The sequence below is a fragment of the Pyxidicoccus sp. M6 genome (genome assembly GCF_055568925.1).
Genome location: NZ_CM145714.1, coordinates 8,447,576 through 8,464,662 on the forward strand (window position 1 = coordinate 8,447,576; position 17,087 = coordinate 8,464,662).

At 70.2% G+C, this 17,087-nt stretch carries 14 protein-coding genes; 4 read left to right on the forward strand and 10 right to left on the reverse strand.

The window, feature by feature from the left end; translation table 11 throughout:
- Window positions 1-40: 40 nt before the first annotated feature.
- The 6 genes from ACVTJA_RS33095 to ACVTJA_RS33120 all read right to left on the reverse strand — a co-directional run bounded on the left by ACVTJA_RS33095 (window position 41) and on the right by ACVTJA_RS33120 (window position 7,939).
- Entirely contained in the window at window positions 41-286 is a 246-nt protein-coding gene (locus ACVTJA_RS33095) for a hypothetical protein (protein ID WP_465825567.1), read from the reverse strand.
- Window positions 283-918, reverse strand: coding sequence for a hypothetical protein (locus ACVTJA_RS33100; RefSeq protein ID WP_465825568.1), 636 nt, complete (start codon window positions 916-918; stop codon window positions 283-285). The genes ACVTJA_RS33095 and ACVTJA_RS33100 overlap by 4 nt, the downstream gene beginning before the upstream one ends.
- Window positions 919-1,001: 83 nt before the next feature.
- Window positions 1,002-1,871, reverse strand: coding sequence for a carboxylating nicotinate-nucleotide diphosphorylase (gene nadC / locus ACVTJA_RS33105; RefSeq protein WP_465825569.1), 870 nt, complete (start codon window positions 1,869-1,871; stop codon window positions 1,002-1,004).
- Window positions 1,872-1,882: 11 nt separating this feature from the next.
- Window positions 1,883-5,647 (reverse strand): valine--tRNA ligase, encoded by a 3,765-nt coding sequence (locus ACVTJA_RS33110; RefSeq protein ID WP_465825570.1) that lies wholly within the window; start codon window positions 5,645-5,647, stop codon window positions 1,883-1,885.
- 65 nt (window positions 5,648-5,712) lie between these two features.
- Window positions 5,713-7,005 carry a response regulator gene (locus ACVTJA_RS33115; protein WP_465825571.1) on the reverse strand — a complete coding sequence of 431 codons (1,293 nt, stop codon included), beginning with the start codon at window positions 7,003-7,005 and terminating at the stop codon, window positions 5,713-5,715.
- Window positions 7,006-7,123: 118 nt separating this feature from the next.
- Window positions 7,124-7,939 (reverse strand): chemotaxis protein CheW, encoded by an 816-nt coding sequence (locus ACVTJA_RS33120; protein ID WP_465825572.1) that lies wholly within the window; start codon window positions 7,937-7,939, stop codon window positions 7,124-7,126.
- A gap of 49 nt (window positions 7,940-7,988) precedes the next feature.
- Between ACVTJA_RS33120 and ACVTJA_RS33125 the strand changes: the two genes are divergently transcribed.
- Complete coding sequence (locus ACVTJA_RS33125; RefSeq protein ID WP_465825573.1) at window positions 7,989-9,359, forward strand: GGDEF domain-containing protein; 1,371 nt, start codon at window positions 7,989-7,991, stop codon at window positions 9,357-9,359.
- On the opposite strand, the gene ACVTJA_RS33130 is transcribed toward ACVTJA_RS33125, so the two are convergent.
- The gene (locus ACVTJA_RS33130; protein ID WP_465825574.1) at window positions 9,360-9,752 is read right to left on the reverse strand and encodes a demethoxyubiquinone hydroxylase family protein; all 393 of its coding nucleotides are present in this window, start codon (window positions 9,750-9,752) and stop codon (window positions 9,360-9,362) included.
- A gap of 123 nt (window positions 9,753-9,875) precedes the next feature.
- On the opposite strand from ACVTJA_RS33130, the gene sinK reads away from it, so the two are divergent.
- Both sinK and sinM read left to right on the forward strand, forming a co-directional pair.
- On the forward strand, window positions 9,876-11,393 hold the full coding sequence (sinK, locus tag ACVTJA_RS33135; RefSeq protein ID WP_465825575.1) for a hybrid histidine protein kinase/response regulator SinK: 1,518 nt from the start codon (window positions 9,876-9,878) through the stop codon (window positions 11,391-11,393).
- Window positions 11,390-12,637 (forward strand): signal integration modulator SinM, encoded by a 1,248-nt coding sequence (gene sinM, locus ACVTJA_RS33140; protein WP_465825576.1) that lies wholly within the window; start codon window positions 11,390-11,392, stop codon window positions 12,635-12,637. The genes sinK and sinM overlap by 4 nt, the downstream gene beginning before the upstream one ends.
- Window positions 12,638-12,777: 140 nt before the next feature.
- On the opposite strand, the gene groL is transcribed toward sinM, so the two are convergent.
- Together groL and ACVTJA_RS33150 are read right to left on the reverse strand one after the other, a co-directional pair.
- Window positions 12,778-14,421 (reverse strand): chaperonin GroEL, encoded by a 1,644-nt coding sequence (gene groL, locus ACVTJA_RS33145; RefSeq protein ID WP_465825577.1) that lies wholly within the window; start codon window positions 14,419-14,421, stop codon window positions 12,778-12,780.
- 180 nt (window positions 14,422-14,601) lie between these two features.
- Window positions 14,602-14,958, reverse strand: coding sequence for a response regulator (locus ACVTJA_RS33150; RefSeq protein ID WP_465825578.1), 357 nt, complete (start codon window positions 14,956-14,958; stop codon window positions 14,602-14,604).
- 92 nt (window positions 14,959-15,050) lie between these two features.
- On the opposite strand from ACVTJA_RS33150, the gene ACVTJA_RS33155 reads away from it, so the two are divergent.
- Complete coding sequence (locus ACVTJA_RS33155) at window positions 15,051-16,124, forward strand: metallopeptidase family protein (RefSeq protein WP_465825579.1); 1,074 nt, start codon at window positions 15,051-15,053, stop codon at window positions 16,122-16,124.
- On the opposite strand, the gene ACVTJA_RS33160 is transcribed toward ACVTJA_RS33155, so the two are convergent.
- Complete coding sequence (locus ACVTJA_RS33160; RefSeq protein ID WP_465825580.1) at window positions 16,078-17,070, reverse strand: NAD-dependent epimerase/dehydratase family protein; 993 nt, start codon at window positions 17,068-17,070, stop codon at window positions 16,078-16,080. The genes ACVTJA_RS33155 and ACVTJA_RS33160 overlap by 47 nt on opposite strands.
- Window positions 17,071-17,087: the final 17 nt, after the last annotated feature.

Sequence of the window (17,087 nt, forward strand, 5' to 3'; positions counted from 1 at the left end):
AAAAAGGAGGAGGCGCGCAAAAGCACACCTCCTCCCGCACTCACGCCTCCGAGGCGCGCACCGAGCGTCCCCCGAATGGCGGGTCGGCCATGATGGCTTTCGCCATCCGGTCGACGAAGGCCGTGCCCTCCCGGGAGTAGGACTGCGCCTCATCGGACGTGAGGCGCACGCGGACCTCGTACATGGCGATGCCGCCCACGACGACTTCCAGCGTCAGTCCTCCATCCGGCGTGCGCAACAGCCTGTAGAGGAGTGGGCTCTGGTAGAGCACCTCCTCGTCGCTCACGGCACTTCCGCGATGGTGGCCTGGTCGACGGGCGCGTTGACGACCATGATTTCGGGGATGCCGCCGGAGGTGTAGCCGCCGAACTTGAAGCAGTCCTTGTCCTCGGGCGTCTGGCACTTCCACACGCCCGGGTCCTCATCCACCGGCAGGCGCGCGCAGGACTTCGAAGCCGCCAAATCCAACGTCATCATCCGCAGCGGCCCCTCGAAGTTCTTCGCGGGCAGCCCGAGCGCTTGACCGATGACCGCCGGGTCATGCTTCCCATCCACCATCGACTTCGCGACGGCCTCCTGGATGGTGGCCGAGGGGGCCGCGAACAGGAAGCAGCCGCTGTCGTTGCACCGGCCGAAGTTCTTCGCGCCCGTCTGCACGACGAACTTCTGGTAGGCGCTGTCCGTCATCAGCCACGACACCTTGCGGTCCTTGAAGTTCTTGTCGATGTGCTGGTCGATGCCGTACGGGCTCGCGCGCGTGTCCGCGTCCTTGGAGATGGCCTTCTGCGTCTCGTCGCAGTTCTCGACGACGGACGGCAGCGCCTCCGGCGGAGGCGTGGGCCGGGTGCCTCCCGTCGTCTTGCAGCCGACCACGACGAACAGCGAACACAGCAGAGCGCTTCGAAGCATTGCTTGCATGAAAGAACCTCGATTCCAGAAGAAGCTGGAATCGAGGAACTATCACAGCTCAAGTGCGGCGGAGTACCGCACTTGGGTGCGCATCACGGCTTCGGCTTGCGAGGCTTCTTCGCGCCGCCGGTGATTTCCAGCGACAGGTCCATGGCCCGCGCGGAGTGCGTGAGCGCGCCCATGGACACGAAGTCCACGCCGAGCTTCGCCAGGCGGGGCAGCCGGTCCAGCGTGACGCCGCCGGAGACTTCGAGCGGAACGCGACCGGCGGTGAGCTTCACCGCCTCGCGAATCTGCGCGTCGTCCATGTTGTCGAGCATCACCACGTCGGCGCCGTGCTCAATCGCCTCGGCGAGCTGCTTGAGGTTGGTGACCTCGATTTCAATCTTGGTCAGCCGGGGCCCGTGCAGCTTCGCGAGGCGCAGGGCCTCGGAGATGGAGCCGCCCACCGCCGCGATGTGGTTGTCCTTGATGAGGACGCCGTCGAAGAGGCCGAAGCGGTGGTTGGTGGCGCCGCCCATGCGCACGGCGTCCTTGGCCAGCGTGCGCATGCCCGGAGGCGTCTTGCGCGTGTCCAGCACCTTCAGCTTGGACCCGCGCACGGACGTCATCGCCTGCTGCGCCAGGGTGGCGATGCCCGCGGCGCGCTGGACGAGGTTGAGCGCGGTGCGCTCCGCGGCCAGCAGCGAGCGCAGCCGCCCGTAACAACGCGCGGCGACCACCTTGGGCTTGATCTCCTCGCCGTCGCGGCGGACCAGCTCCACCTCGACGTCGGGGTCCACCTTGTGGAACACGCGGATGAAGGCGTCCATCCCCGCGAGCACCAACTGCTCCTTGGCGACCAGCTCCCCGCTCCCCTCCGCGTCAGGAGGAATGAGGGCCTGCGAGGTGACGTCACCCGCCGCCCCCAGGTCCTCATCGAGGGCGAGCGAGATGAGCCGGTCGAGGTAATCCTGCTGCACGTCGCCTCCAGTTACCGCCGGGCCTTCGCCCGCGCCGTGGGCTTCGCCCGGGTGGCCTTCTTCGCCGCCGCCTTCTTCGCGGAGGCCTTCTTCGCGGGAGCCTTCCGGCCCGCCGCCTTCTTCGCCGCCGCCTTCTTCGCGGGAGCCTTCTTCGCCACGGCCTTCTTCGCCGTCGCCTTGCTCGCGGCCTTCTTCGCCGGGGCCTTCTTCGCCGCCGCCTTCTTCGCGGGCGCCGCCTTCTTCGCGGGCGCCGCCGCCTTCTTCGCGGGGGCTGCCTTCTTCGCCGGAGCCGCGGCCTTCTTCGTGGGCGCTGCGGCCTTCTTCGCCGGAGCCGCGGCCTTCTTCGCGGGCGCCGCGGCCTTCTTCGCCGGAGCTGCCTTCTTCGCGGGCGCCGTCTCCAGGGCCGCGGCGGTCTTCACCGGCGTCTCGGTTTCGGCTGCTTCCGCCGCGACCTGCTTCGCCAGCTTGTCACCCTGCACCTTCGCCGGGGCCGGAGCGGACGCCTTCTTCTGCTTCGGCTTCGCGGGGCGCTTGGGCTCGCCCGACTCAATCACCTGCCCCAGCTTGTCACCCTGCGCCTTGGCCGGAGCGGAGTCTTCGTCCGAGCCCCCGGCACCCGTGGCGGTGGCGCCAGCGGCCTCGCCGCTCTCCTTGGCCCGGTTGAACTCGCGCATCGCATCGTCCACGAGCCCCATGCTCATGTACGCGACGCCGAGGTCCTGGTGGTCGGCCGCGGACAGGCCCTCCTTCGTGCGCTCACGCAGCTTCGCGAGCGCGTCCTGGACCTGAGGGTCCGCCGCCTCGGGCGCGCCGCCCGCATCGCCCATCTCACCCTTCAGTTCCTGGCCCAGGTCCACGCCGCCCTTTTCCTCCTGCTTCGGGGCGGCCGTCACCTGGGCCGGGGCGGAGGGGGAGACGGTCTCCTTGGAAGACGGCGTGCTGCTCTCGGACGGCGTGTTCTCGGGCATGGTGGGCTCCGGGGCAATCCGCTGCAGGTGGTCCTGAAGCTTGGCCTTGCGCTCCTTCAACTCCTCGACGCGGGCGCGGTCCTTCTCCACCACGTCCGGCGGCGCTTTGGCCACGAAGTTGGGGTTGTCCAGCTTGCGCAGCACGCCGGCAATCTCCTGCTCGGCGCGGGCAATCTCCTTCTTCAACCGCTCGCGCTCCGCGTCCAGGTCGACGAGGCCCGCCAGCGGGACGTAGATCTCCAGGTTGGAGCCGACGAAGGCGGCGGCCTGCGGCGGCTTCGCGCCCGGCGCCCCCACCTGCACCTCGGAGAGACCGGCCAGCGGCATGAGGTAGCCGCGCCAGCGCTCCAGCAGCTCGCGCGTGCGCGCGTCGGCGCTCTGGATGACGGCCTTCACCTTCGTCGCGGGCGGCAGGTTGCTCTCGCCGCGAATCGTGCGCAGGCCCTCGATGGCGGCGATGACGGGCGCCATCTCCGCTTCGGCCGCCTCGTCCACCAGCGCCGCGTCCGTCTCCGGGTACGGGGCAATCATGATGCTGTCCGTCGGCCGGGACATCGGCAGCTTCTGCCAGATCTCCTCGGTGATGAACGGCATGAACGGGTGCATCAGGCGCAGGATGCGGTCCAGGCTGTACACCAGCACCGCGCGCGTGGAGTCCTTCGCGGCCGCGTCCTCGCCGTACAGCGAGCCCTTGGCCAGCTCGATGTACCAGTCGCAGAACTCGGCCCAGAGGAACTGGTACAGCGTGGAGGCGGCCTCGGCGAAGCCGTACGCCTCCAGCGCGTTGCGCGTCTCGGTGGTGGCGCGCTGCAGGCGGGAGAGAATCCACCGGTCCGCCAGCGTCAGCGTGCGCTCGCTCAGCGGCCGCGAGTCCAGCTTGAAGTCGCCCATGTTCATCAGGGCGAAGCGGCTGGCGTTCCACAGCTTGTTGCCGAAGGCCTTGTAGCCGGCGAGCCGGTCGAGCGAGAGCTTGATGTCGCGGCCCTGCTGCGTGAGGGACGCGAGCGTGAAGCGCAGCGCGTCCGCGCCGAACGCCGGCATGCCCTGCGGGAACTTGTTCTTCAGCGCGGGCGCGAGCTTGTCCGCCGGAGCGCCGAGGACGATGTCCAGGGGGTCGATGACGTTCCCCTTCGTCTTGGACATCTTCTCGCCCTTCTCGTCGCGCACCATCGCGTGCAGGTACACGGTGCGGAAGGGCACGTCCCCCATGAAGTGCAGGCCCATCATCATCATCCGGGCGACCCAGAAGAAGATGATGTCGTGGCCCGTCTCCATGACGGACGTCGGGTAGAACGTCTTGAGCTCCGCCGTCTCACGCGGCCAGCCCAGCGTGGAGAACGGCCACAGTCCGGACGAGAACCACGTGTCCAGCACGTCCGGGTCCTGGATGAAGGACACGCCGCCGCACTTGGGGCAGGACGTGGGCTGCTCGCGCGAGACGATGGGCTCCGCGCGCGTGAAGTCCACGCCGCCCACCTTCACCGTGGGCGCGTCCAGCGGCAGGTCCGTGTCGTCGCCCTGACGCGGGCTGCACGAGGTGCAGTAGTACGCGGGAATCTGGTGGCCCCACCAGAGCTGGCGGCTGACGCACCAGTCGTGGATGTTGCGCATCCAGTGGAAGAACGTGTTCGTCCAGGACTCGGGGACGAACTTCGTGCGCCCCTGCTCCACTGCTTCAATCGCCGGCTTCGCGAGCGGTTCAATCTTGATGAACCACTGCGGCGACAGGCGCGGCTCCACCACGGTGGCGCAGCGCTGGCACGTGCCGACGGAGAGCTTGTGCGGCTCCTCCTTCTCCAGCAGGCCCTGCTCCGTGAGGTCCGCGAGCACCTGCTTGCGCGCCTCGAAGCGCTCCGTGCCGGCGTACTTGCCGGTCTCCTTCGTCATCCGGGCCGCGTCGTCCAGGATGGTGAGCATGGGCAGCTTGTGCCGCAGGCCCGTCTGGTAGTCGTTGAAGTCGTGCGCGGGCGTCACCTTCACCACGCCGGTGCCGAACTTCGGGTCCACCAACTCCGCGTCCGCGATGATGGGAATCTCGCGGTCCGTCAGCGGCAGCACCACGTGCTTGCCGATGAGGTCCTTGTAGCGCTCGTCGTCCGGGTGGACGGCCACCGCGGTGTCGCCCAGCATCGTCTCCGGGCGCGTGGTGGCCACGGTGAGCGTGCGGTCGCTGTCCTTCACGGGGTAGCGGATGTGCCAGATGGAGCCGTTCTTCTCCTCGTGCTCCACCTCGAGGTCGCTGAGCGCCGTGCGGCACGAGGGGCACCAGTTGATGAGCTTCTGGGCCCGGTACATCAGGCCCTCTTCGTACAGGCGGACGAAGACCTCGCGCACCGCCGCGGACGACTGCTCGTCCATGGTGAAGCGCTCGCGGCTCCAGTCCAGCGAGGCGCCGAGGAAGCGGTGCTGCTCGCCGATGCGGGCGCCGTACTTGCCCTTCCACTCCCAGACGCGCTCGAGGAACTTCGCGCGGCCCAGGTCGTGCCGGCTCTTGCCCTCGGTCTTCTTGAGCTCCTTCTCCACCACCATCTGCGTGGCGATGCCGGCGTGGTCCGTGCCGGGGAGCCAGAGGGCGTTGAAGCCGCTCATCCGCTTCCAGCGGGTGAGGATGTCCTGGATGGTCGCGGTGAGCGCGTGGCCGATGTGCAGGCTGCCCGTCACGTTGGGCGGCGGCAGGACAATCGAGAAGGCCGGCTTGTCGGAGGTCGCCTCGGCGCGGAAGTAGTTCTTCTCCAGCCAGAAGGCGTAGTTGCGGGCCTCGACCTCGGTCGGCTCGTAGGCCTTGGACAATTCAGTGGTGTCGGTCATTGCAGACGGCCAGCCCCGGGGAACGGGGCCGGCGGGAAGGTCAGGAGGTTACGGCGAAGAACGCCTCAGTGCTGCGTCTCTCGGTCCTTGATGAGCCGCTCGAGCTCCTCGCGGATGATGGTCTCCGCGAGCTGCGGTACGACCTCCCAGGCAATCTTCTCGATGACCTCGCGGGAGGCCTTCGAGAGCGCCTCGCGGAGCTGCGCCTCGCCTCCGTCGGCCGCGGCCGGACGGGCGGCCGGAGCCGCGGCGGGACGGGCCTGCGCGGCCGGAGCGGGGGCCGCCGGGGTGCCGATGTCGAGGGAGATCTCCTCGGCGCCCTGGGTGTCCGGCAGCGAGTCCTCGATGCTGATGGACGGCTGCGCGGCCGCCGGCGCCGCGGGCGCGCCGAGGCCGAACGGATCCCTGGCGCGAGCGGCCGGCTGCGGCGCGGCGCCCGGAGCGGGAGGCAGCGGCGCGCCCCCCGGAGGAGGACGCGGGAAGCCGGACTGCGTGCCCTGCGGAATCCCAGGACGGGCGCCCGGAGCGGGAGCCCCCGGCGCGGGCGGCATGCCCGGACGCGGCGGCATGCCCGGAGCCGGAGCGCCCGGCGGAGGCGGCACGCCCGGACGCGCGGCGGCGCCCGGAGGCGGCATGCCTGGCCCCGGAGGCCGCGGCGCACCCGGAGGCGGCACGCCCGGCCCCGGAGGACGCGCACCCGGCGGCATGCCGGGGCCCGGAGGACGCGGCGCACCTGGAGGCGGAGCGCCAGGGCCCGGGGGCCGGGCCATGGGGCCAGGAGGCACGCCCGGGCCGGGAGGACGCGCGCCCGGAGGCGGCGCACCCGGAGCGCCCGGAGGACGCGGGAAGCCGCTCTGGGTGCCCTGCGGAATCCCCGCCGGAGGACGGGCGCCCGCGGGAGCCCCGGGCTGGGGGGCCGGAACGGCGACTGGAGGCTGGGCCGAGGGCGGCATCACGCGCGTGGCCGCGGAGGCCGGCATCGTGTTGGACTTCTGCCCCACCAGCGCCTTCACCTTGTCGAGCAGCACCTGGCTCTCGAAGGGCTTGGCGATGTGGTCATCCGCCCGGGCGGCCTTGGCGCGGTTCTCGTCGAAGGCCTCGAAGGTGCCGGCGAGCAGCAGCACCGGGATGCCCTGGGTGGCCGGGTCGCTCTTCAGCGCCTCGCAGACCTCGTAGCCGCTCTTGCCCGGCATCATCACGTCCGCCAGGACCACGTCCGGGCGCAGCTCGCGCGTGCGGGAGATGGCGTCGAGCCCGTTGTCCACCGCGGTCACCTGAAAGTCCTCGGTCGCGAAGATCATCCCGATCACCTTGCGGATGGTGAGCGAGTCATCGGCGACCAGCAGATTCTTGGGCATCGGTTCGGGCCTCGGGGGGCGTCCACCCCCCTGAATTCGTTGGGGATTCCTGCCGCTCAAAAGCTGGGTCGCGGCACTCTGTCAAGCGGGGCAGCTTACGGTTCGCGCTCCGGGACGATCAAGAAAACATGCGCTGCAGGTCCAGGAACAATACGGGCCCGGGCAACCCGGGCGCGCGGAAGGTGCCGGCGGTCTCGTCCGGCTCGAAGCGCTGCAGCACGCCAAGCACCCGGGTGGCTGTCAGCCCCACGTTCCGGCCGGCCAGCTCGGTGAGGATGAAGAAGGCTTCCGGAACCGGGGCCGTGCCCAGCAGCGCGGGGACGGAGCAGATGGGCCAGAGCACCTGGGCATGCGGAAAGATACCGGCCACCGGTCCACTCTGCACGGGCAGGACGCTGAAGGCCTCGCCCCGCTCCACCACCTGCGACACGAAGCCCAGCGGGACGCCGAACAGGCGCCCCTGCGACTCGAAGACGAGCGCCCTCTCGGGCGCGGCCTCGGCCCAGTGCACGGGGCGCAGGGGCGCGGGCGACAGGCGCGGGCCCACGCGGTGGGGCAGCGCCTCGGCGATGAGCTCCAGGTAGAGCCGCTCCTTGTGCAGCACCGCGCCGCGGCTCAAGGGCGCCAGCGAGTCCGCCAATCCGGGCGGCAGCAGGAAGAACGGTGCGCGGGCCACGTCGGCCACCTCCACGACGGAACGGACGCGCACGGCCAGTGTGGGACTGACGTCGAGCACCACCACCATGCCCGGCCCCTCCTCCGGAGGGCCGCCGAGCAGGGCGGACAAGTCTTTGACTTCCAGGACTCCGCGGAGGCTGCCGCCGTTGGCGCCGGGCATGGCCACTTCCATGACGGAGGTGGCCTCCACCGCGTAGCGCGTCTCCCCTGCCTCGACGAGAAGGCAGAGGCGGCGTCCGCTTTCGAAGGGTGACACATGGCCACCCTAGCAGCCTTCCTCACCTTGGTGCTAAGCCGAACGTGAGATGGCGCGCATCCTCCTCGTCGACGACGAAAAGATCGCCCGCACCCTCTACGGCGACTACCTCACGGCCGTGGGCCACGCCGTTTCGGCCGTGGGCACGCTGCAGGACGCCCGCGAGGCCCTCGCGGCGGACCGCTTCGACGCGGTGGTGACGGACCTCATCCTCCCCGGCGGGGACGGCATGGAGGTGCTGCGCTACGTGCGCGAGCGCCACCCCGGCGTCGAGGTGGTGGTCATCACCGGCCTGGAGAAGGTGGACCCCGCCGTGCGCGCAATCAAAAGCGGCGCGGCCGAGTACCTCGTCAAGCCGGTGGCCCCGGAGGCCCTCCAACACGCCGTGCGCCGCGCGCTCACCACGCGGGACTTGATGCAGGAGAACGCGTCCCTGCGCCGGCACGTCGCCATGCTGGAGGCCGGGCAGCGCATCGCCACCACGATGGACCGCGAGAAACTGGCCACCGCCACGGCCAGCGCGCTGCAGAGCATGGCCGCCGCCAGCGCGGTGGTGCTGTTGGAGCGTGACGGCTCGGGCCTGCGGCTCCAGGGCTCGCTCGGACTGCCCTCCGCCGTGGAGGCGCCGCTGGTGGCCACGCTCATCTCCCACCTCGGGGAGGCGCGGGCGCCCCGTGAGTTGGAGGGGCTGGCGGTGTCCTTCCCGCGCGCCCTCTCCATCCCCGCGGTGGAGGGGGACACGGTGCTGGGGCACGCGGTGCTCTTCTTCAGCGGCGCGGGCGCGGAGTGGACGGGGGAGACGGCCAGCTACCTCGTGCGCAACTGGGCGCTGGCGCTGCGCAACCTCGGGCGCTTCGCGGCGGTGGAGGACCTGGCGTACGTCGACGACCTCACCCGCCTCTTCAACACGCGCTACCTGCACATGGTGCTGGACCGCGAAGTTCAAGAGTCCCTCCAGACGCAGCGCCCCTTCAGCCTGCTCTTCATGGACCTGGACCACTTCAAGTCCATCAACGACACGCACGGCCACCTCGTCGGCTCCAAGCTGCTGGTGGAGACGGCCCGCGTGGTGAAGGGCTGTGTGAGAGACCCGGACGTGGTGGCCCGCTACGGCGGCGACGAGTACGTCGTCCTGCTGCGCGGCACCGACTCGGGGGGCGCACTGAAGGTCGCGGAGCGCATCCGCCGCACCATGGAGACGCACCGCTTCCTCGCGCGCGAGGGGTTGTCGCTGGGCGTCACCACCTGCATCGGTGTGGCCAGCTTCCCCGAGCACGCCCTGGACAAGCGCACGCTGTTGGATTTGTCCGACCGGGCCATGTACCGGGGCAAGCGCGGCACCCGGAATGTCGTCTACATGGCGGCCATGGACCTGGAAGCCCCACCGGCGGAGCGCCGGCAGGGCAGCACCGGCACGTAGCTAGCGGCGCAGATTGCCGACGGTGAGGTGCTTCACGGGGCTGGCCTCGGCGGCGCGCGCCTCCCCACCCTCCTTGCCCACCGCCTCTACCGCCTCGTGCGACGCGCCCGAGGTGATGAGCCGGTACTTTTCCGACGCCTCGCGGTCATGCGCGGCCTGCTCGGGGTCCAGCCGGGCGATGAGCTGCCAGAAGAGAGCGGCGTGCTCGCGCTCCTCGTCCATGACGTGACGCAGGATGGCCTTGGCCTCCTCGTTGTCGGTGGCGTCGATGTGCGCGGCGTAGAGGTTGATGGCGTCCAGTTCCGCCTCGATGTTCAGCCGGATGGAGCGAGCCAGCTCGGTGTCCGTCATCTTCCGGGGCACGAGCGAGTGGAACGGATTGGTCTGCGGCATGAAGGCCCTCCCGAGGCCGGGGGCGAGAAACGCCTGGCGAGCATCCGCGCCCCCGGGGCCCCGGTCAACGGATTCCCTCCGGCCGCGTTGCGTAGATGCCGCTGCCTCCGCCATGCTCGGGCCATGGAAATACCCGCGCCGCTCTCCCAACTGCTCCAGGCCCTGGAGGCGGGGGACCTGCCAGCCGCGCGCGCGGCGGCGGCGGCCATGCAACGTGCGGGCGCCCAGTCGACGCAGCTCGCCGCGGAGGTGTTGCACGAGCTGCGGCAACCCCTGCTGGGCGTGAAGGCCTACGCGCAGCTTCTCGCGGAGGACGGCGGCCCCACCGGCCCGCTGCGGCTGCTCCTGGCCCAGGTGGAGCGGATGGAGCAGATCGTCTCCGACTTCATCCGCCTGGCCAGCGAGCGTCACGCGCCGCAGCAGAGCCTGTCGCTGGCGGCGCCCATCTGGGCGGCGGCGAAGCTCTTCAGCGTCAACCCGGACTCGGCGCGAATCTCCCTGGAGGTGGAGGCGCCCGAGGACATCACCATCCAGGGCAACGCGCGGCTCATCGAGCAGCTCACGCTCAACCTGCTCAACAACGCGCGCGACGCCATGGCGGGCCGCGGGCGCGTGAAGGTGGTGCTCGCGCGCGAGGGCTCGTCGCCGGTGCTGTACGTGGCGGACTGGGGCCCGGGCATTCCCGAGGAGCTGCGCGAGCGCATCTTCGAGCCCTACGTCACCGCCAACAAGCGAGGCACCGGGCTGGGGCTCGCGGTGTGTCGGCGCATCGCCCAGGAGCACCACGCGCAGATTGGCCTCGCGTCCCCGGGCGTCCTGCGCGACGTGCCGCCGCCGGCCACCGTGTTCCGCGTGACATTCCCCGCGTCGGACGCGCCGTCCGTGCGCCGGCCGCGGCTGCTGGTGGTGGACGACGAGACCATCATCCGCATGGTCTTCCGCGACTTGATGGGCAAGGAGTGCGAGGTCATCGAGGCGGCCAGCGGCGAGGAAGCGTTGGAGTTGCTCCGCCAGGCGCCGGTGGACCTCATCGTCACGGACAAGAACCTGCCGGGCCTGTCCGGGCTGGAGCTGGCGCAGCAGGCGAGGCGGCTCTACTCCAACTCGCGCGTCATCCTGATGACGGGCTACCCGTCGCTGGTGACGACCCAGCAGGCGTTGGAGCTGGGCGTGGTGGACTACCTGCTCAAGCCCTTCGACGACATCCGCGAGGTCCGCGCGCTGCTGCGCACGTCGCTGTCGCAGCCGCCGGCGCCCCTGGTGCTGGGGACGAGCTCGGCGGTGCGGCGGGTGGACGTGCTGGAGGACAACGCGACGACGGCGCGGCTCATCTCCGAGGCGCTGGCGCTGGTGGGACTGGAGGCGCGCATCCTCCCCTCCTCCGAGCTGATGGCGCTGGAGAAGCCGGTGGGCGTGGTGGTGAGCTGGGACTTCGCGCCGGCCTACGGGCGCAAGGCGCTGGAGCTGGGCAAGGCGCTGGCGCAGGGCGCGCCCTTCGTCGTGCTGGCCGAGCACCTCACGATGGAGACGGCGCTGGAGTCCCTGCGCGCCGGTGCCTCCGCGTGCCTGCCGAAGCTGTTGTCCGACATCACGGCCCTCAGTCGTGAGCTGAGCCGTGCTTTCAAGAGAGACGTCCCATGAAACGCACGCTCCTGTCCGTCCTGCTGCTCGCGGTGGCTTGCTCCTCGGGGTCGTCACCGCAGCCGGGACCGCAGGACGGGGGCGGGACGGAGGATTCCGGGACGGACGGCGGCGGCGATGCGGGCGGCACGGAGGACTCCGGGACGGACGGCGGGAGCGACGACGCGGGCAGCACGGAGGACGGAGGCACGGCGGACGCGGGCGGAGATGCGGGCACGGCCGACGACGCGGGGACCGACGCGGGCACCGGGGACGATGCGGGCACGGACGCCGGCACGGCTGACGCAGGCACCTGCGAGGCTCCCGCCGAGCAGGCCGGCACGGTGCTGGCCATCCGGCTCAACACGCCGCGCCGGGTCGCGGTGTACGCGACGGACCCCAACCTCTACATCTCCGAGTCGCACTCGCTGAATCCGCAGCAACCATCGCCGGGCGAGGGCCAGGTGCTGAAGCTGCCGCGCGCGGGAGGCATGGCCACGACCTTCGCCTCGGGCTTCCGAGCGCCGGACGCCATCGCGGTGGACGCGACGAGCGTCTACGTGCTCGACCTGGACGGGCTCTGGCGCGTGGACAAGGCGACGGGCAAGCGGGGCGATGCGGCCCTCGACACGACGCTCAACAACGTCACCGTCGGAGGCACCGAGGTGCTGAGGGCCACCCTCTCCGGGCGCGACGTGCTGGTGGTGGCCCCGGGCACGCGGTGGCTCATCCGCGTGGACACCGACGGCACCAACCGCCAGGTGCTGTACACCGGTCCGAGCGCGGCCCAGGTGCGGAGCGCCCGCGTCGTGGGCGCGGACGTCTGGTTCCTCGTCAGCGGAGGCACGGCCCCGGGCCTCTACCGCATCCCGCTCGACGGCAGCGTGGCCGCGGAGCGCCGGGACGACACGGTGACGCAGGGCACGTCGCTCGAAGTCACGCCCACGCACTTCCTCATCACGGAGGGCAGCGGAGGCACGGGCCGCGTGCTCAGGCTGCCGCGCGCGGGAGGCACCGCCGAGGTGCTGGCCACCGGCCTCCAGGGACCGCTGTTCCCGGTGGAATGGAACGGCGCGGTCTACTTCAAGGAAGCGCGAGCCGGCAGCACGGACTTCCTGCGCCGCGTGCGCCCATGCGCGCCCGGCACGTCGGACCCGGTGGGCCCCTCGGGCACGGGCCCGGGCGGCCTCCTCGTGGACGGCGACACGCTCCTCTACACCTCGCAGGAGAGCGGCAGCGGCGGCGGCGTGGGCCGCGTGCCCTGAGCGCCCTCCCCTGCCCCGGATAAGCCACGGCCCCGGCGCCTCGCGAGGAGGCATCCGGGGCCGCGTCTTCCCATCAAGAATCACTCACCGGCCCCCGCGGGCCCGAGGCGCTTCGAGTGCCCCGGCCCGCGAGAAGCGGCTCAGTACTCCATGTCGTCGCCGCCGTAGTCCGGCATGCCGCCACCGCCGCCGCCGTTCTTCTTCTTCTTGGCGGGGCGGTCGGCGATCATCGCCTCGGTCGTCAGCAGCAGCGAGGCCACGGACGCGGCGTTCTGCAGCGCGGTGCGCTCGACCTTCGTCGGGTCGATGACGCCGGCCTTCTCCAGGTCCTCGTACACCTCGGTGCGGGCGTTGTAGCCGAACGCGCCCTTGCCCTCACGGACCTTGTTGATGACCACCGCGCCCTCGACACCGGCGTTGGAGGCAATCTTGCGCAACGGCTCCTGGAGCGCGCGGCGGATGATGTCCACGCCGAAGTCCTGCTCACCGCCCAGCTTCAGCTTCTCCAGCGCCGTCAGGGTGCGCAGGTAGGCCACGCCGCCGCCAGGGACGATGCCCTCCTCGACGGCCGCGCGAGTCGCGTGCAGCGCGTCCTCCACGCGGGCCTTCTTCTCCTTCATCTCCGTCTCGGTGGCCGCGCCGACGTTGATGACGGCCACGCCGCCCGCCAGCTTCGCCAGACGCTCCTGGAGCTTCTCGCGGTCGTAGTCGCTGGTGACGGTGTCAATCTGCGTGCGGATCAGCTTGATGCGACCCTCGATTTCGCCCTTCGCACCGGCGCCGTCGACGACGGTGGTGTTGTCCTTGTCCACCGTGATGCGCTTGGCGCGGCCCAGGTCGTTGAGCGAGAGGTTCTCGTACTTGTGGCCGAGCTCCTCGCTCACCACCATGCCGCCCGTCAGCGTGGCGAGGTCCTTCAGCATCTCCTTGCGGCGGTCACCGAAGCCCGGCGCCTTCACCGCGGCCACGTTCAGCACGCCGCGGATCTTGTTCACCACGAGGGTGGCCAGCGCCTCGCCCTCGATGTCGTCGGCGATGATGAGCAGCGGCTTGCCGGAGCGGGCCACCTGCTCGAGGATGGGAATCATGTCCTGCATCGACGAGACCTTCTTCTCGCTGATGAGGATGTAGGGGTCGTCGAGGACGACCTCCATGCGCTCGCGGTTCGTCACGAAGTACGGAGAGACGTAGCCGCGGTCGAACTGCATGCCCTCCACCACGTCGAGGGTCGTCTCGAGGCCCTTGGCCTCCTCGACGGTGATGACGCCCTCCTTGCCCACCTTCTCCATCGCGTCCGCGATGATGGAGCCGATGGTCTCATCGCCGTTGGCGGAGATGGTGCCCACCTGGGTGATGGCCTTCTTGTCGGCGGTGGGCTTGGACAGCTTCTTCAGCTCCTCCACGACGACTTCGACGGCCTTGTCGATGCCGCGCTTGAGGTCCATGGGGCTGTGGCCGGCGGCCACCAGCTTGAGGCCCTCCTCGTAGATGGCGCGCGCCAGCACCGTCGCGGTGGTGGTGCCGTCACCGGCCTTGTCGGAGGTCTTGGAGGCAACCTCCTTCACCATCTGTGCGCCCATGTTCTCGAACTTGTTGTCGAGGTCGATCTCCTTGGCGACGGTGACGCCGTCCTTGGTGATGGTGGGCGAGCCAAAGCTCTTCTCGATGACGACGTTGCGGCCCTTGGGACCCAGCGTCACCGCGACGGCGTCCGACAGAATCCGGACACCGCGCAGGATGGCCTCACGAGCGGACTGGTGGAAGAAAATCTCCTTCGCTGCCATCGCAACCTCCTGAAATGATTGGGGGATTTTAACTGTACGACACGGGCCGTTAGCACTCGGCCATGGCGAGCGCCAACATAAGGGCCGGCCCAACGATGTCAACCAGGAAGGGCGGGCATGTGGGCGAGCGGACGCGGCCAGAGGCCCTGGGGGCAGGCCCACGTGGCGCTGCCCGGCGGGCTACTCGGCGAAGCGCACGAGGGTGAGCAACTGCCCCATGTCCAGCGGCTTGCGCAACGTCAGCGCCACGCCCTTGCGCAGGCCCTTGTCGGTGATGCCCTCGTCCGTGGCGCCCGTCATGAGGAGGACGGGAATGGCCTGGAAGCGCGGGTCCGCCTTCAGCATCTCCGTGAAGTGGATGCCGTCCAGGTGGGGCATGAGGTAGTCGGTGATGACCATGCCCACCTGGTTGCGCTCCAGGATGTCGAGCGCCTGCAAGGCATCCGCCGCCGAGTACACGGTGTACCCATGCATCTCCAGGAAGCGAGAGAGCATGGTGCACAGCTCGAGATCGTCGTCGACGACAAGGATGTTCACGGGGCGTTCCGTCGCACGCGGACGGGGGCCGGAACCTAACAGCCGCACCCGTCGTTGACAACGCACAGTGCGCCTTCATATGTGCCGGGCCCATGGGGAAGCGGACCGCGAAACGAGAGGGGGTGGCGGGGATGGAGGCTCGACTGGACGCGGTGGCGGACGCTTTCGAGGCAGGCGACTTCGAGGCGGCCCTGGCCGGAGCGGACGCCCTGCTGCGCGACGCGCCCGAGCTCCCCGAGGCCCTCCACTTCCGGGCGGCCGCCCTGGTGGAGCTGGGCCGGATTGAAGAAGCGGCTCGCGCCTACGGCCAGGCCATGAAGGAGGCGCCGGAGGACGTGGAGATTCTCCTGGGTGCGGCGGACTGCCTGGTGTGCCGCGCCGGGGAGGACCGTGAGGCGGTGGCGGAGGGACTCGCCCTATGTGCGCGAGGCCGGCGCCTGGCCCAGAAGGCCGACGATGTGGAGATGCTCTACGAATTCCTCCTCCTGGAGGGCATGGGGCTGAACCAGATGGGCGAGTGCGCCACCGCGCTCGCCAGCCTGGAGGAGGCCCTGCGGCACATGCCGCGCTCGGTGGACGCGCAGCTCGAGCGGGGAATCGCCCTCTTCGAGCTGTGCCGCTTCGAGGAGGCGAAGGCCGCCTTCGAGAAGGTGCTGAAGGACACGCCGGACGAGGCGTGGGCACACCACTACCTGGGGCTGATGGCGGAGCGGCGCGGGGACGAGAAGGAGGCGAAGAAGCGCTTCGGCAAGGCACAGTCACTGGTGCCCGAGGAGTTCCCCCCGCCCGTACAGCTCGCGGAGGAGGCGTTCGACCGCGCGGTGGAGGACGCGGTGAAGTCCCTGCCCCGCCACGCGAAGCAGTACCTGGACAACGTGACGATTGCGGTGGAGGACCTGCCCTCGGACGACGATTTGCTGGGGCAGGACCCGCCGCTGTCCCCGAGCATCCTCGGGGTGTTCCGGGGCACGCCGGTGGGCGAGCGCAGCGTCACGAATGCGTACGACCACTTCCCCGCGTCCATCGTGCTGTACCAGAAGAACCTGGAGCGCTTCGCGAGGACGCGCGAGGAGCTCATCGAGCAGATTGGAATCACCGTGATGCACGAGGTCGGTCACCTCATGGGACTGGACGAGGACGAGCTGTGGCAACGGGGGCTGGACTGACGGCCGCCGCGCGCGTGGCCGCGAGCGTCTGGCGGATGCCCTCGCTGTAGGGCGTCTTGCGCACGGCGCCGAGCAGCCCTCGCAGCGCCGAGTCGTCCATGAGGACGGGCTCGGTGAGCAGGTAGTGCATCTCCACCAGCTCCTTCATGAACGGGTCGAAGAGGCCCATGAGCCGCACCATCCCCTTCCCCGACGTCATGAGCTTCGGCGGGCGGCCGGCCTGCGCGAAGATTTCCTTCACGAGCTCGCGCTGTGAGGTGACACCCGCGCCGGCGAGGTTCCACCAGCGGCCGTAGGCGCGGGGCTCGTCCATGAGCGCGGTGACGACGGGGCCGACGTCGGGGACGTAGATGAACTCGTGCGGAGTGTCGATGGGGCCGATGAGCTGGGCGCGCTTGCCCTGCACGGCGGCGAGGAAGGCGCGGTGGAGGAAGCTCTTGTCCACGCCGGGGCCGTAGAAGTCGGGGAGGCGGAGGATGGTGCCGCGGATGCGTCCGGCGGCGTGCTCGGCCAGGAGGAGGTCCTCCTGCTCCTTGCGCATGCGGCCCTTGAAGGTGTGCGGCTCGCGCGGGTGGTCCTCGGTGACGGGCGTGGTGCGCGGGCGGCCGTACGGGTACACGGTGCCGATGAGCAGCACCTGCTGCACGCCCTCGGCGATGGCGGCGTCGAGCGTGCGGCGCATGAGCTGCGGGTGGAGGTGGAACTGCCAGTAGTTCACCCCCACCATGTAGATGAGCGTGTGGATGCCCCGGGCCGCGGCGCGGATGGAGTCCGCGTCATCCGGATTCCAGGTGGCGACTTCCGCCAGCGGGTCCGCGCCGAACTCGCGCTGCAGCCCGGCCTTCGAGCGCCCCACCACACGGTAGGCCCACCCCTGCGCCTGGAGGGACTGCGCCACACTCTGACCAACGACGCCCGAGGCTCCGAACAACGCCACCTTGTCCATGTCGTGCTCCCCTGCTC

Coding starts and splice junctions, on each gene's coding strand:
- ACVTJA_RS33125 (WP_465825573.1), top strand. CDS start 7,989: ATGGCGCGCATCCTCCTCGTCGACGACGAAAAGATCGCCCGCACCCTC.
- ACVTJA_RS33100 (WP_465825568.1), bottom strand. CDS start 918: ATGCAAGCAATGCTTCGAAGCGCTCTGCTGTGTTCGCTGTTCGTCGTG.
- ACVTJA_RS33115 (WP_465825571.1), bottom strand. CDS start 7,005: ATGCCCAAGAATCTGCTGGTCGCCGATGACTCGCTCACCATCCGCAAG.
- ACVTJA_RS33155 (WP_465825579.1), top strand. CDS start 15,051: ATGGGGAAGCGGACCGCGAAACGAGAGGGGGTGGCGGGGATGGAGGCT.
- ACVTJA_RS33110 (WP_465825570.1), bottom strand. CDS start 5,647: ATGACCGACACCACTGAATTGTCCAAGGCCTACGAGCCGACCGAGGTC.
- sinK (WP_465825575.1), top strand. CDS start 9,876: ATGGAAATACCCGCGCCGCTCTCCCAACTGCTCCAGGCCCTGGAGGCG.
- groL (WP_465825577.1), bottom strand. CDS start 14,421: ATGGCAGCGAAGGAGATTTTCTTCCACCAGTCCGCTCGTGAGGCCATC.
- sinM (WP_465825576.1), top strand. CDS start 11,390: ATGAAACGCACGCTCCTGTCCGTCCTGCTGCTCGCGGTGGCTTGCTCC.
- ACVTJA_RS33160 (WP_465825580.1), bottom strand. CDS start 17,070: ATGGACAAGGTGGCGTTGTTCGGAGCCTCGGGCGTCGTTGGTCAGAGT.
- ACVTJA_RS33130 (WP_465825574.1), bottom strand. CDS start 9,752: ATGCCGCAGACCAATCCGTTCCACTCGCTCGTGCCCCGGAAGATGACG.